Raw genomic sequence first — 15332 nt, 5'->3', positions numbered from 1 at the left:
TGTTGATAAAAATCATAGGGTTCAATTTTTGAAATATACTGTGACTTGAATTGCAATTGGTTTTCGTAATCTATACATTTGCGCATCAATTAAAAATAATTTAAATTAATTACTATGTCATCAAATAGTGTACTTAGCCTGTTTAAATCATCCATTGGTAAGAAAGTTATCATGGCGCTGACAGGACTTTTTTTAAGTATATTCCTAGTGGTTCACGTAAGTGGAAATCTCCAGTTGTTTAAAACAGATTCAGGTTTGTCATTTAACCAATATTCTGTTTTAATGACTACCAATCCTTTCATTAAGACTATATCTTATCTATTGTACATCACAATAGTATTACATGCCATAAGAGGGATTATGCTGGTGCTTGAAAACAAAAAAGCACGGCCGGTATCTTATGCCATGTATAATGGAAAGGCTAATAGCAAATGGGCATCACGCAATATGGGTTTGCTGGGTACTGTGATTTTGTTTTTTATTGTTATCCATCTGAATGATTTTTGGTATCAGTATAAATTCGGACATATTCCATTTACCATGTATAAGACAGAACTGACTACAGGTAACTTAGTTGAAGTAAAAGAAATGGAAGCCGGTTTTAAAATGGGTTCAAAAATGGAAGAGATGATTGTTGGCGATCATAAATATGTAATTGTAAAAGATTTATATAAAGAGGTTAAAGACGAATTTAAAGAATGGTGGATGGTGCTTATTTATGTTGTTAGCATGGCAGCAGTATCATTCCATCTTTATCATGGCTTCAAAAGTTCATTTCAATCTTTAGGACTCAACCACAGAAAATACAATGGACTAATACAGTCAATAGGCACATGGGTTTTTGCCATTATTATTCCGGCAAGTTTTGCTGCAATGCCGCTATATTTTTTTATTAACCGATAATACTTACTGAAAATTATGACAAACAACATACTTGACGCACATATTCCTGACGGTGAGATAGAAAAGAAATGGAGTAAATACCGTTCAACGGTGCCATTGATAAATCCTGCCAATAAAAGAAACCTTGAAATCATTGTTATTGGCTCAGGCCTTGCAGGAGCCTCAGCAGCAGCTTCACTTGCCGAGTTGGGATATAAAGTAAAAGTTTTTTGCTTTCAGGATTCAGCACGCAGAGCTCACAGTATTGCAGCACAGGGAGGAATCAATGCAGCTAAAAACTATCAGAATGATGGCGACTCAATTTATCGCTTATTTTATGATACGGTTAAAGGCGGTGATTACCGTTCACGCGAAGCTAACGTATATCGCCTTGCCGAAGTAAGTGGAAATATTATTGACCAATGTGTTGCACAAGGAGTTCCTTTTGCCCGCGAATATGGTGGATTATTGAGTAACAGATCTTTTGGTGGTGTACAGGTACAACGTACATTTTATGCTGCCGGACAAACCGGACAACAGTTACTTCTTGGAGCATACAGCGCATTAATGCGGCAAGTTGGAATGGGTGCTGTAACCATGTATTCCAGACATGAGATGCTGGATATTGTGAAAATAGACGGTAAGTGCCGTGGCATCATTGCCCGTAATTTAATTACAGGAGAATTAGAAAGACATTTCGGACATGCTGTACTGATGTGTAGTGGAGGTTACGGAAATGTGTTTTACCTTTCGACCAATGCAATGGGTAGCAACGTTACTGCTGCATGGAAAGCTCACAAGAATGGAGCTTATTTTGCAAATCCTTGTTTCACGCAAATACACCCAACCTGTATTCCGGTATCAGGCGAACATCAATCAAAACTTACCCTCATGAGTGAGTCGCTAAGAAATGATGGACGTATTTGGGTTCCGAAGAAAAAAGAAGATGCAGAAGCCATTCGAGCAGGCAAACTAAACCCTAATGATTTAAAAGAAGAAGACAGAGATTACTATTTGGAAAGAAGATATCCTGCCTACGGTAATTTAGTGCCTAGAGATGTTGCCTCGCGTGCTGCAAAAGAGCGTTGCGATGCAGGCTTTGGCGTTAATGCTACTGGTGAAGCTGTTTATCTTGACTTTGCTTATAACATGAAGTATAAGTATGGTAAAATGGAAGCTACTATGAATAGTATTGAGAATCCTACAGAAGAGCAGCTTTTTGATTTAGGTAAAGCAGTAGTAAAAGAAAAATACGGTAACCTTTTTGACATGTATAAGCAGATTACCGGTGTGGACCCTTACCATAACCCGATGATGATTTATCCTGCTGTGCACTACACAATGGGTGGCTTGTGGGTTGACTATAATCTAATGACCACCGTCCCCGGGCTTTACGCACTTGGAGAAGCTAACTTTAGTGATCATGGGGCAAATCGTTTGGGTGCTTCTGCACTGATGCAAGGTCTGGCTGACGGATATTTTGTGATTCCTTATACTATTGGGGCTTACCTCAGCAGCGAAATCAGAACCAAAGCCATCAGTACCGACCATGAAGAGTTTGTTGCTGCGGAAAATCGTGTGAGAGAAACATTGCAAAAGCTTATGCATATCAAAGGAACAAAATCAGTTGACCATTTTCATCGTCAACTTGGAAAAATAATGTGGGAGAAATGTGGCATGGCTCGTAATGCAGTTGCATTAAAAGAAGCAATAGTAGAAATACAAGAGCTGAGAAAGCAATTCTGGGCTGATGTTCGTATTCCTGGTGAAATGAATGAGTTCAATCCTGAATTGGAGAAAGCAGGCAGAGTAGCAGATTTTCTTGAGTTAGGTGAATTGATGTGTATGGATGCATTGCAACGTAATGAGTCATGTGGAGGACACTTCAGAGAAGAACATCAGACCGAAGAAGGGGAAGCCATGCGTGATGATGACAACTTTGCCTTTGCAGCTGCCTGGGAATTGACCGGTGATTCACAATGGAAAATGAATAAGGAAGAGTTGAAATTTGAAAACATTAAAATTGCACAACGTAGTTATAAATAATATTTTATCAGAAAAATTTAAATAATACAGGTATGAATATCACCCTGAAAGTTTGGAAGCAAAGAAATAATAATGAGAGAGGTCGTTTTGAAACCTATCAGGTTCAGGATGTGTCTGAAGACATGTCCTTTCTTGAAATGTTTGATGTATTGAATGAGCGACTGATTAACGAAGGAAAAGATCCTGTTGCATTTGACCATGACTGCCGCGAAGGAATTTGTGGTGCTTGCAGTATGTATATTAACGGTCGTCCACATGGGCCTCTTCAAGGAGTTACTACCTGTCAGTTACATATGAGGTCTTTTAAAGATGGTGATACCATTGTTGTTGAGCCATGGCGCTCTGCAGCTTTTCCTGTTATAAAGGATTTAGCTGTTGACCGTTCATCATTCGACAGAATAATGGCTGCCGGTGGATTTGTGTCAGTGAATACCGGAAATGCACAGGATGCAAACAGTATTTTAATACCAAAAGATGATGCTGATAAAGCGTTTGAGGCTGCTGCATGCATAGGCTGCGGAGCTTGTGTGGCTGCATGTAAAAATTCTTCTGCTATGCTTTTCGTTTCAGCAAAAGTTTCGCAACTTTCATTGTTGCCTCAGGGTAAAGCAGAAAGACATGAGCGTGTAATGAAAATGGTAGCGCAAATGGACGAGGAAGGTTTTGGTAATTGTACCAACACCGGTGCCTGCGAAGCAGAGTGCCCTAAAGAAATTTCTATTGAAAATATTGCCAGGATGAACAGGGAGTATCTATCTGCAAAAATTTCTTAAACACAATCTATTACCTGAACTTTTTTTGGAAGTATTCGTAATAACAAACGAATAGGTAAATTATTACCATTTGATTCTTTTGCTAAGAATCATTTTTAAAAATTAAATCGCATGACAGCATCAGAAGAAGAAAGAATCAGAAAAGCATTTTCTGATAAAGACTGGCAGGAAATTAAAGCTCAGGATACCTGGCAGATTTTTAAAATAATGAGTGAATTTGTTGAAGGGTTTGAAAAGATGAGCCGCATTGGTCCTTGTGTTTCAATATTTGGTTCAGCAAGAACAAAGCCTGATACAAGATATTTTCTGTTGGCAGAAGAAATAGCTTATCAACTCACACAGTCAGGCTATGGTGTTATCACCGGAGGTGGTCCTGGTATTATGGAGGCCGGTAACAAAGGTGCACAGCGTGCCGGTGGAAAATCTGTAGGGCTTAATATAAAATTGCCTTTTGAGCAAACATCAAATCCCTTTGTAGATCATGACAAGAATCTGATGTTTGATTACTTTTTTGTACGTAAGGTCATGTTTACAAAATATGCTCAGGGCTTTGTTGTGCTTCCCGGTGGTTTTGGAACATTGGACGAATTTTTTGAAGCGTTAACACTCATTCAAACAAAAAAAATAGGCAGGTTTCCAATTGTACTTGTTGGTAAAGAGTACTGGGGCAAAATGTTTGAGTGGCTGCAGACAGTCATGGTTGAAGAAGGCAATATTTTGCCTGAAGACCTATCGCTTTTTAAATTGGTTGATGAGGCACATGAAGTAAAATCACACATTGATTCTTTCTATAGTAAATATTTGCTGAAACCTAACTTTTAAGCCCTACGCCACTCACTGCAAAAAATTGCAGCAGACATGGCAATATTCAACGATTCAACCGGGCTGCTTATATCATCAGGAAATTTAGGAATAGAAATGGGTTGATCAATTAATTGCTGTAGTGACTGTGAAACGCCTCTTGATTCATTTCCAAAAACCAAAACAGCAGGTTTTTTCTTTGCAACAGAATATACAGATTTGCCATGAAGCATTGCAGAATAAAAGGTGGCCTTTTGCTTATTCGCAGAAATCCATTTTTCTATATCAGTATAATAAACATTCACTCTGAAAATGGATCCCATTGTTGCCTGAATAGTTTTGGAGTTATATAGATCAACAGAAGTTGCGGAACAAACTATTTGTTTAATTCCAAACCAATCTGCAATTCTGATAATACTACCAAGATTGCCTGGGTCGCTTATATCGTCAAACGCCAGAATGATATCATTAAACTGTATTTTAGTTTCGGGCTGTTGAGGCATGGCTACTAAAGCCAACACTCCGTTTGGTTGTTTTAGTGAAGATATGCGCGCTAATTCCTGTGCCTTTACCTTAATGAGTTTTTCTTTTAATTTAACTAATATGGCATTGTTTGCTTGTTCAATCCACTCATCCGTAGCATAAACAGCTATGATATTAAAGGCCGAATAAGACAGTTCTGCAACCATTTTTTCACCCTCAACAACAAATTTTTGCTGCTCATGGCGGCTCGTCTTGTCCTTTAATAACTTTATCTGTTTTATTTCTGAACTTGTCAGCATTTGAAGAATACTGTTAAAGGGCATAAAGATAGATGATCAATAAGTTTTATTTTTACCGCATCCGAAAATTTATGCGCAAAAGGCAGTACGGCATTTTATTCATTCTGATATTACTGGTTGTATCCTGCAGCCCCTATAAGCAATTGGATAAGGGTGAGTATTTGCTCAATCGCAATCAGGTAATAATTGACAAACCCGAACTACGAGAAGGGGTTAAAGCAATTATCAAACAGAAGGCTAACAGGAGAATTTTAGGATTGTTCCGTTTTCATCTCGCTGTATATAGTATGGGTAATCGTGGTAAACCAACAAAGTTTAAAAATTGGTTAAAAAATACGGTAGGTGAGGAGCCTGAGGTTTTGGATACACTTTTTACCAAAAAATCTACACTTCAGATAAAGCAATTTATGTCTAAGAATGGCTATTTTGATGCAGAAGTTAAAGATAGTACCATTTATAAAAAGAAAAAAGCCCTTGTTCGTTACACCATTGTTGCACATAAACCATCTTTTATAAAGTATGTGGCACGCGAATGTGCCGATGATAATCTCGACTCGCTTGTAATAAAAGATACTTCAGCATCAAAGCTTCAAGCCGGTATTATTTATAATGAAGGTATATTGCAAGGCGACCGCGAAAGACTGACAAAAAAACTTCGCAACGAAGGTTATTTTCAGTTTTCACCTCAGTTTGTTTCCTATCGTGTTTATACATCAGACACTACAAAGAATATAGCCGTCTTTCAGGATGTTGCTGCATTTTCAAATCCTGATTCAACAATTAGTTCTGCAGCAATGCCACATACAAAGTTTAAATTGAATCGGATAATTTTCAGTCCTGATTATGATCCTTTGAGTCAAAATATTTTAATGATTCAATATGATACAATAGCCTATAAAGGTTATATGTTTGTGAAACGGGCAGGAAAAAAGATGCCTGTGAAACCTGAAGTAATCGTTAATCATACATTTCTTAAGCCTGAAGCTGTTTTCAGACAGAGTGATGCAGACTATACCTATAAAGGTCTAAATTTACTCGGCATGTATCGTTTTGTAAATATTAACTATAGTGTAGTTGATAGCAACAAACTTGATTGTTTTATTAATCTTGGTGCAACTCCAAAGCAAGAGTATAAGACGGAACTTGAAGGGACTAATAACGGAGGTAACTTAGGTGTGGCCGGGGACTTTACTTATAGAAACAAAAATGTTTTTCGGGGTGCAGAAATGTTTGAATTTAAAATCAGAGGTGCATTAGAATCGCAGAAACGATTTACTGAAGATAAAGAAGACAAAGTGTTACTGTTATTCAATACCTATGAGTTGGGTGTTGAAAATTCTATCTATTTACCTAAAGCCATAAAGCCATTTAACCGCTTCTTTAAAAATATTGCAGCAAATCCTGTCACCGTTTTTTCTACTAATTATAATATTCAAAATCGCCCTGAGTTTAATCGTTCTATATTGGATTTCTCTGCGTCCTTAGAATGGCGAAAAGGCAGGTTTGTCAAACAAATAGTAACACCATTTCAGGTAAATTTTGTTAATGTAAAACTTGAACCTGAATTTAAAGCCCGATTGGAAAGCCTTAATGACCCTGTATTGTTCAGCAGTTATGACAACCACCTGATTTCAAATGGACGATATACACTCATCTATAACAATCAGCAATTGAATGAGCCGGGTAATTTTAAATTTTTCAGAACAAATATTGAATTTGCCGGAAATACACTTTATTGGTTCAGACAAATAGAAGGTGCAGATAAGGATGTTAACAGTAGTTATACAATTCTTAACAAGCGGTTTGCTCAATATTTTAGACCTGATGCCGATTTCAGATATTATCAAAACATAAATGCACATAATTCGATAGTGTATAGAATTGCTGCCGGTATTGGTATTGCCTATGGAAATTCAAAAATAATTCCTTTCGAAAAAAGCTTCTATGCCGGTGGATCGAACGATTTACGTGCATTTCGTGCACGTAATGTAGGTCCGGGAATTTTCACCAGTGTAAACAATTTTGAACGTACTGGCGACATAAAGATTAATGGAAATATTGAATATCGCTTCGATATTCTGAAAATTCTGAAAGGTGCATTTTTCCTTGATGTCGGAAATATTTGGGTAAGGAAAAAAGAAATTTCACGTCCCGGAGCGGAGTTTGAATTGGATCGTTTCTATAAGCAGTTGGCTGTAGGTAGTGGGTTGGGTTTCAGATTTGACTTTACCTTTTTTATTTTCAGACTTGATATTGGTGTGCCAATTGTTGACCCACAATATAAAGGTGATGATAAAATGGTTGCTGATGAAGTAAAACCTCGCAGCCTGATTTATAATTTCGGTATTGGTTATCCTTTTTAAAGACTTTTACCAATCCAGAAAATCATCTAATGCACGCCTTTCTTTTTTTGTAGGCCTACCTTCATTGTGCTGTTTGTAAGTACGTGTCGCAATGCTATGCATCTTTATTTTTTCATACTCATCGGCTGGAGTAAGGTCTTTGCAAAATTGATCTTTTATTGCAGCAGCCACTCTGTTTTCTATGGGTTGAATAACCTTAAATATTAAAGTAAAAGAACCACGCCTGATAGATAATATTTCGTTGGCTTTAATTAATCGCGATGCTTTAACAGAGGTACCATCAATAAATATTTTTCCTTTTGCACAGGCTTCGGCAGCTTGCGATCGTGTTTTAAATATTCGAACTGCCCACATCCATTTATCAATGCGCACTTTTTCATGTTGAATATTTAAATTTAAAATTAACATCACTAAATGCATTTATGGTTGCTGAATACCTTTCATCGAAAACTGTATTCTGCCGGTATTATTATCGGCACTCAATACTTTTACCATCACCTGTTGATTTAGACGTACTGCTGTTGAAATATCAGAGATAAATTCATCACTAATTTCTGATATGTGAACCAAACCGTCTTTTTTAATCCCTATATCAACAAAGGCTCCAAAGTTTGTGATGTTGGTAATAACTCCTGGCAGCACCATGTCTGGTTGCAAATCGTTGATGCTTTTTATTTCAGTATTAAATTCGAAGACTTTTATTATACCTCTAACATCCCTTCCTGGTTTAGATAACTCGGCAATGATATCTTTCAGGGTAGGTAGTCCAACTTCATCTGTTGCATATTTAGAAAGATCAATCTTCTGAATCAGACTGTCGTTGCCAATCAAACCGGTTATTGTTGTGCCAATGTCTGCTGCTATATGTTCTACAAGAGTATAGTTTTCGGGGTGAACAGCACTTTTGTCTAATGGATTTTCACCATTAATCCGGATAAATCCTGCACACATTTCATAAGTTACATTTCCCATTCCTTTAATCTTTTTCAATTCCTGACGGGAGTGAATACCGGAGTTGGTTCTTGCAGCTATAATTTTTTTTGCCATTACTTCGCCAATGCCTGAAACGTAAGTAAGTAATTTTTCACTGGCTGTTTCAAGATTAACGCCTACAGTGTTTACACAGTGTTCAATTGTTTGATCCAATACGTTGTTGAGCATGGTCTCATCAATTTCATGTTGATATTGTCCAATTCCAAGTGACCGTGGGTCTATTTTTATGAGTTCGGCAAGTGGATCCATCAGTCTGCGACCAATAGAAACAGCACCACGAACAGTAACATCATATTCAGGAAATTCCTTGCGTCCTTCTGCTGAAGCAGAATAAACAGAAGCCCCGTCTTCATTCACAACAAATATCTGTATTTTGTGATCAAAGCGCAATCGTTGCAAGAAAGATGCTGTCTCACGACCGGCAGTGCCGTCACCAATGGCAATAGCATCAATTTTATATTGATTTACCAACGTTGTGATTTTGTGAGCTGCAATTTTTTGCTGACTTTGTGGTGGGTGAGGATAAATAGTTTCATTATGTAAGAGCCTGCCGTTTTTGTCGAGACAAACAATTTTACACCCACTTTTAAATCCAGGATCAATGGCTAAAATATTTTTTTGACCTAATGGAGGTGCAAGTAATAATTGTTTCAAAACTACTGCAAACAATCTCGCTGATTCTATTTCTGCTTTCTGCCTGTAATGCCCAATAGTTTCATTTTCCATAGAAGGAATCAGTAGTCTGATACATGCATCATCAGCAGCGGTTTTTACCTGTGTATTTAGATAAAAACCTTCATTCTTAATGGTTTCTAATAGAAGATTCAGTAATAAGTTTGTATCAGGCTTAACAGTGACGCGTAATAATTTCTCTTTTTCACCTCTTAAAATAGCTAATAAACGATGTGCGGCACAGCTGTTTATTTTTTCCTTGTAATCAAAATAGTCTTTGTATTTAACAGCTTCTTCTGCTTTTGATTTGATGATTTTTGAGATAACAAACGATTTCTGCTCAAAACATTGACGAAACGTTTTCCTAACCTGATGATTTTCTGATATTAATTCTGCAATAATGTCGCGGGCCCCTTGTAGCGCTTTCTCCGTGTCAGAAAATATTGATGTTATATATTTTTCTGCAATTTGTTTTGCATTTCTGTCATCATGAATGAGTGTTTGAGCAAGAGATTCAAGTCCTGCATCTCTGGCAGTTTGTGCTCTGTTTTTTCTTTTTTCTTTAAAGGGAAGATAAATATCTTCCAGCTCATTTAATGATGTAGCTTCCTCAATTTTTTCTTTAAGCGAATCGTAAACACCTTTAGCCTGAAGTGCATTAATAATGAACCTCTTTCTATTGTTAAAGTCTTCAATTTCTTTTAATAGTTTTTTTAACTCCAACAAATTTTCATCACTTAACCCTCCTGTTTTTTCTTTCCGGTAACGTGCAATAAAAGGCACGGTAGCACCTTCTTCAAATAGCTTTATGGTTTGTTCCAGCTGATGAATAGAAATACCAGTCTTGCTCCTAAAACTGGTTAGTAAAAAAGAATCAGTCAATATAATGAAACAAAAACTTAAGAAATGATATTATTGAGCATAGCCTTCATTAATCCATTTTTCAATGGTGGCAATTGCTTGTGCACTTAATTGAGGTGCCATACGTGGCATTGGTTTAACACCACTTTCGTGCTTTATAGAACCTAATAATTTATGTTTTTCGCAGGCATCTTTCACACCTTCAAAGTAGCTTAAATCAAGTCCATCAGCTTTTTTTGCGGGACTATGACATTTGGTACCACAGGCTGCATCAACAATTGGTTTAATATGCACTGCATAGCTTGGCTTATCTGGAACAGTTACTGGAGTAGTACTACTTGCAGTAGATTTTGACGACTTGCAGGAAGGCATGACTACAGCTGCAGCAAAAACACAAAATGCAGTGGCAATTGATAAGAAGGTGAATGATCTTTTCATAATTATTAAATTTGTTTTGCAAGTATAATGGATTTTCTTGAATTCAAATAAGGGAAGATTCACACATCTCATGTAATTTTACCGAAAATTCTGATTGTGTCCTATAAACCAAATGATTTTTATGCACGTAAAGCAAAGCAAGAGAACTTTGCAGCCAGAAGTATCTATAAGCTTGAAGAGATAGATTTAAAGCATAAATTATTCAGGCAGGGAGATAATATACTTGACTTAGGTGCCTCACCCGGTTCATGGTTGCAATATGCTTCAAGAAAAACAGGGGAGAAGGGTAAGGTTTTTGGCATAGACTTAAAACCGGTAGAAGTTAAATTGCCAAATGTGTTTACTGTTCAGGATAACATAGAAACATTTGATCTGCAAACGCTGTTTGAACGCTATGGTTTTAATGAAAAGTTTGATGTGGTGATGAGTGATATGGCTCCTAATACAACCGGTAACCGTTTTACCGATCAGGCACGTTCGTATGACTTGAGTATTCTTGCCCTTCAAACAGCAAAACGTTTTCTCCGATCCGGAGGACATTTTGTTTGTAAAATATTTGATGGCGAAGATGCTATGAATTTTCGTGATGAAGTAAAATCTTGTTTTGGTGAATGCTATGTTTTGCGCCCAAAGAGTACACGCAACAGCTCAAAAGAAATCTTTGTTACTGGAAAGTATTTTAAAGCCTGATTATTTTAGATAAGAGCTTAATAAGTTTCTGAATTTTAGTTCTCAAGTTACATGGACTTTACTATTTTTACTCAACTAAAAGAAATAGATATGAAGAGAATTTTACTTTGCTTAGCTTTTATAATTGTAGGTTTCATTGCAAATGCGCAATGTAGTATTGACAGTACACAGACTGATCCCGGAATTTATCCCGACACATTATTGCCTGCAACTGTGAATCAAACATACACTCAGGACATCACTTTTGTAATGATTACTGATACTATGGGTATAACTATAACTAACTTTAATATTGCAAATATTACAGGCTTGCCCGTTGGCATGACATGGCAGTGCAACAACTTTGCAAGTGGATGTAATTATGACCCTTCGCAGTCTGTTTATGGTTGTGTTAATTTGAGCGGAACACCATTAATTGCTGGCGTTTACAATGCAACAGTCACGGTTATTGCCACACTTCAGGTTTTAGGTGATCAGACTATTAGTTATACATTGCCGTTTACAGTTTTGCCCGACACTGTTAGTAACCCTGGTTTTTCTATGACCAATAGCAGCGGATGTTTACCATTGAGTGTAACATTTGTAAACAATAACCCCGGTCAGGCGTCATATTTGTGGGATTTTGGAAATGGGATTCAGAGTACACTTGAAAACCCCCCAATTCAGATTTATAACGTACCTGGAGATTACGTAGTAACACAGACAGTAACAGCCAGTGGTTCTCCGCAATATTTTCTGACTGATATTACAGTAGCCAGCATTCCCGACAATTATGGTGCACCGATTGATGTACCTGATATGTATTTTTACTTGTATGATTCACAAGGTAATCAGATATATGATAGTCATCCTTCTGTTTCAAATTCTAATACACCACTGACTTGGACATTGCCCAACATTCCTTTGCAAAATAACAATTACACGTTGCATGTTTGGGATGAAGATGGTGGATTGTTTGGTGCAGATGATGATTTGGGTGCAGTAACCTTTCCGGGGTGGAGTGCCAGTGGAACAGCCACAGGTACATTGGCTGGTGTTTCCGGTTCGTTGGTTGTGAATTATTCTATTATGCAGGTGCCTGTTGCTACAACTGTTCATGCTGACACAGTGCATGTTTACGCAGCTCCTGATACACCTGTTGTAAGTGCCAACATTCCATTAATTTTGTGTATGGGCGATACAGTTGTGTTGACTTGTAACGATACATTGCCGGTTCAGTGGTACGAGAGTGGTAACTTGCTCATTGGTGAAACCAATACAGACTTGGTAGTAACTACATCGGGTAATTTTTCAGCGGTAGTTACTAATGCTCATGGTTGCTCTGCAACTTCAGTAGCTATTAATATTCAGGTTAATCCTAATCCACCAAAGCCAACGTTTTATGTCAATGGAAATACTTTAAACTGCGTACTAAACGGATTTATGTTACAGTGGTATTTTAATGGCTTAGTAATGCCCGGTGAAACCTCATTACAATTAACAGCAACACAGCAAGGAACATATTATGTTGTTGCCACTGATAGTATTACAGGATGCAGTTCGGTATCGGATCCATTGCTATTTACTCCTGTTGGAATAAATCAACTTCAATCTGTTATTTCAGCAATCTTATTTCCAAACCCTGCCGATAAAAATGTTGTAGTACAACTTTCATCAGGTAGAAACGTTTTTACAACTGTTCAACTATTGGATATTAGCGGAAGAGTGTTGCAACAAAAAGATTTGACAATACTACAAGGATTAACGCATCTTCCATTCGATTTAACAGAAATTAGTAAAGGGGTATATCTGATTAAAATAACACAGGAAAACACCTCTAAAACATTAAGGTTCGTGATTAGCCGTTGATTGTTATTGCACAAGATTCATTTCTTCGGTAAGCCATTTGGCACCGGCAAATTTGTCAACGATAAACAGTACATAGCGAATATCTAATGTGATGTTTCTGCATTTCTCAGGATCAAACATAATGTCACTCATTGTACCTTCCCAAACACGATCGAAATTTATTCCGATTAATTGACCTTGTCCATTCAAAACAGGACTGCCTGAGTTGCCACCTGTTGTATGATTTGACGCTAAAAAACATGGAATTATCTTGCCATTTGTTGCATAACGGCCATAATCTTTTTTCTTATGAAGTTCAAGAAGTTTTTCAGGGACATTGAAATCATAATTTGTTGAATCGTACTTTTCTATAACACCATCAAGGGTTGTATAATATTTGTATGTAATTCCATCACGTGGTTCATAGCCTTCAACCTTACCATAAGTAATACGTAGTGTAAAGTTTGCATCCGGATATATATTCTTTTTATTCTCAGCAGCCATTTCTATCAGACCTTTCATATATACTTGTTGCAGATTATTTATCTCAAAGTTAATCTTCTTCATTTCAGGTAGTACCTTTTCGGCATAAGTCAACGAGCATTGTTTGATGAGACTATATGCAGGGTCAGTAAGAAGTTTACTGAGTTTGTTTGCACTAAAAGATTGAATAAAATTCTCTGCACGAATTTGGTCTGCAAACACAGACTTTTTGAATACGTAATCACAATAGCTTGAAGTATTGTTTTTGTGTTTTTTAGCAATAAAAGAAAGGTCAGCTGCAAGCCCTGCAGGTGTTTTGTCAATGTATTCTTTTAACAGCATAGGCATGATGGCTTTGTCAATGCTGACATCATAATTTTTAAAATAACCAGCAGTTGATTTTAATAAAGTAGCTTTCAATTCTGATAGCGCTTTTTCATCTACCGGATTTGTACTACAGATTTTTTCAAGCTTTGAAAATGTTTCAGCAAATGTTAGTAACTCAATTCCTTTTATTGATTCAAAATAGTAGTCGCTAGCAATAGAAAATGGCCTCTGCTTAATGTAAAACTGATTTAGTTTACTCACAACATTTTGATATTCTGTATTGGAATTCTTTTTTGCCCATTGAAAAAAATCAAACTCACGTTGAGACTTTACAGCTAAAGCATTAAGTTTTTTTAGCCCAAGTATTTCACCCTGCCATTTTGTATAGCCGTTTTTTATTGATGAATGTTTGGATGAGTATTGAATGCGAACGGTGTCATTATGTTCCATAGCCTGTTCCATTTTATCTAACCTGATTTTACGAAGTTCAATGCGAACAGGGTCGGTATGATTCATTAATGTTCTTACTGCCTCCATTGGCAAATATTCTTGTGTGCGCCCCGGAAAACCATAAACCATTGTAAAATCATTTTCTTTTATGCCGTTTAGACTTATTGGTAACACGTATTTTGGTTTATAGGGTATATTATCTTTACTGTAATCAGCAGGGTTGTTGTTTTTGTCTGCATAAATTCTGAAAAGGGCGAAATCACCTGTTTGACGTGGCCACATCCAGTTATCGGTTTCATCTGCAAACTTTCCAATGCTTGATGGCGGTGCTCCAACCAATCTAACATCTTTAAATATTTCAGTCACAATCAGAAAATATTTATTTCCATAATAAAATGGTTTTACTTCTGCATTATAATGTGTTCCCTGAATTGCTTTTTGCACCAATACCTGAGACAACTCTTTAATCTGAGCAGCTTTTTCTATTTCTTTTAAACTATCATTTACAAAAGGTAAAATACTTGCTGTAACATCTTCCATGCGAACAATAAAAGTTGCAGTTAACCCGGTGCATGAAAGTTCTTCATTTATATTCATAGCCCAAAAACCATTGGTTAGATAGTTGTCTTTAACGCTGCTGTGTTGAACAACCTGACTGTAGCCACAGTGATAGTTTGTTAGTAAAAGCCCGTTTTTCCCGATTATTTCACCGGTGCAGCCACCACCAAATTGAACAATTGCATCTTTTATAGAAGAAGAGTTCAGTGAAAATAATGAGTCAATAGGAATTTTAAGTCCTTTGCTGTACATAGCATCAGCATTTATGGTTTTTAAAAGTGTAGGCAACCACATGCCCTCATCGGCTTTTGATAGTAACTGACCAAGTACTATGATTGTTGTAAGTAAAGCTCTTCTAAACATGAATTTATATAATTTATGATGGC

12 protein-coding genes are annotated in these 15332 nt (G+C 36.9%); 7 read left to right on the top strand and 5 right to left on the bottom strand.

Features of this window, described 5'->3' with window-relative positions:
* Nucleotides 1-114 precede the first annotated feature (114 nt).
* The 4 genes from V9G42_12305 (at nt 115) to V9G42_12290 (ending at nt 4523) form a co-directional block, all read left to right on the top strand.
* A complete protein-coding gene (locus V9G42_12305; GenBank protein ID MEI2760203.1) occupies nt 115-903 on the top strand; it encodes a succinate dehydrogenase cytochrome b subunit in 789 nt (262 codons plus the stop codon).
* Nucleotides 904-918: 15 nt separating this feature from the next.
* Nucleotides 919-2928 (top strand): fumarate reductase/succinate dehydrogenase flavoprotein subunit, encoded by a 2010-nt coding sequence (locus tag V9G42_12300; protein MEI2760202.1) that lies wholly within the window; start codon nt 919-921, stop codon nt 2926-2928.
* Between the two features lie 32 nt (nt 2929-2960).
* Nucleotides 2961-3701: a succinate dehydrogenase/fumarate reductase iron-sulfur subunit gene (locus tag V9G42_12295; protein MEI2760201.1), complete on the top strand. Its 741-nt coding sequence runs from the start codon at nt 2961-2963 to the stop codon at nt 3699-3701.
* Nucleotides 3702-3812: 111 nt separating this feature from the next.
* Nucleotides 3813-4523, top strand: coding sequence for a TIGR00730 family Rossman fold protein (locus V9G42_12290; GenBank protein ID MEI2760200.1), 711 nt, complete (start codon nt 3813-3815; stop codon nt 4521-4523).
* Here V9G42_12290 and V9G42_12285 read toward each other — a convergent pair.
* A complete protein-coding gene (locus V9G42_12285; GenBank protein MEI2760199.1) occupies nt 4520-5284 on the bottom strand; it encodes an RNA methyltransferase in 765 nt (254 codons plus the stop codon). The two genes, V9G42_12290 and V9G42_12285, sit on opposite strands and share 4 nt — an antisense overlap.
* Nucleotides 5285-5355: 71 nt before the next feature.
* Between V9G42_12285 and V9G42_12280 the strand changes: the two genes are divergently transcribed.
* The gene (locus V9G42_12280; GenBank protein ID MEI2760198.1) at nt 5356-7647 is read left to right on the top strand and encodes a BamA/TamA family outer membrane protein; all 2292 of its coding nucleotides are present in this window, start codon (nt 5356-5358) and stop codon (nt 7645-7647) included.
* Between the two features lie 6 nt (nt 7648-7653).
* On the opposite strand, the gene V9G42_12275 is transcribed toward V9G42_12280, so the two are convergent.
* Genes V9G42_12275 through V9G42_12265 form a run of 3 tightly spaced genes read right to left on the bottom strand, consistent with a single transcriptional unit; the run spans nt 7654 to nt 10611 of the window.
* The gene (locus tag V9G42_12275) at nt 7654-8055 is read right to left on the bottom strand and encodes a S4 domain-containing protein (protein ID MEI2760197.1); all 402 of its coding nucleotides are present in this window, start codon (nt 8053-8055) and stop codon (nt 7654-7656) included.
* 12 nt (nt 8056-8067) lie between these two features.
* Complete coding sequence (locus V9G42_12270) at nt 8068-10194, bottom strand: Tex-like N-terminal domain-containing protein (GenBank protein ID MEI2760196.1); 2127 nt, start codon at nt 10192-10194, stop codon at nt 8068-8070.
* Nucleotides 10195-10224: 30 nt separating this feature from the next.
* Entirely contained in the window at nt 10225-10611 is a 387-nt protein-coding gene (locus V9G42_12265) for a hypothetical protein (GenBank protein ID MEI2760195.1), read from the bottom strand.
* Nucleotides 10612-10707: 96 nt separating this feature from the next.
* On the opposite strand from V9G42_12265, the gene V9G42_12260 reads away from it, so the two are divergent.
* Together V9G42_12260 and V9G42_12255 are read left to right on the top strand one after the other, a co-directional pair.
* Nucleotides 10708-11301, top strand: coding sequence for an RlmE family RNA methyltransferase (locus V9G42_12260; protein MEI2760194.1), 594 nt, complete (start codon nt 10708-10710; stop codon nt 11299-11301).
* Nucleotides 11302-11391: 90 nt separating this feature from the next.
* Nucleotides 11392-13149: a T9SS type A sorting domain-containing protein gene (locus V9G42_12255; protein ID MEI2760193.1), complete on the top strand. Its 1758-nt coding sequence runs from the start codon at nt 11392-11394 to the stop codon at nt 13147-13149.
* Nucleotides 13150-13152: 3 nt separating this feature from the next.
* On the opposite strand, the gene V9G42_12250 is transcribed toward V9G42_12255, so the two are convergent.
* A complete protein-coding gene (locus V9G42_12250) occupies nt 13153-15309 on the bottom strand; it encodes a S46 family peptidase (protein ID MEI2760192.1) in 2157 nt (718 codons plus the stop codon).
* Nucleotides 15310-15332 lie beyond the last annotated feature (23 nt).

This window comes from Bacteroidia bacterium (genome assembly GCA_037045145.1).
In the GTDB taxonomy this organism is placed as follows: Bacteria; Bacteroidota; Bacteroidia; order AKYH767-A; family OLB10; genus OLB10.
The sequence above is the reverse complement of the archived record's forward strand: the minus strand, read 5'-3'. Positions and strand labels throughout refer to the sequence as shown.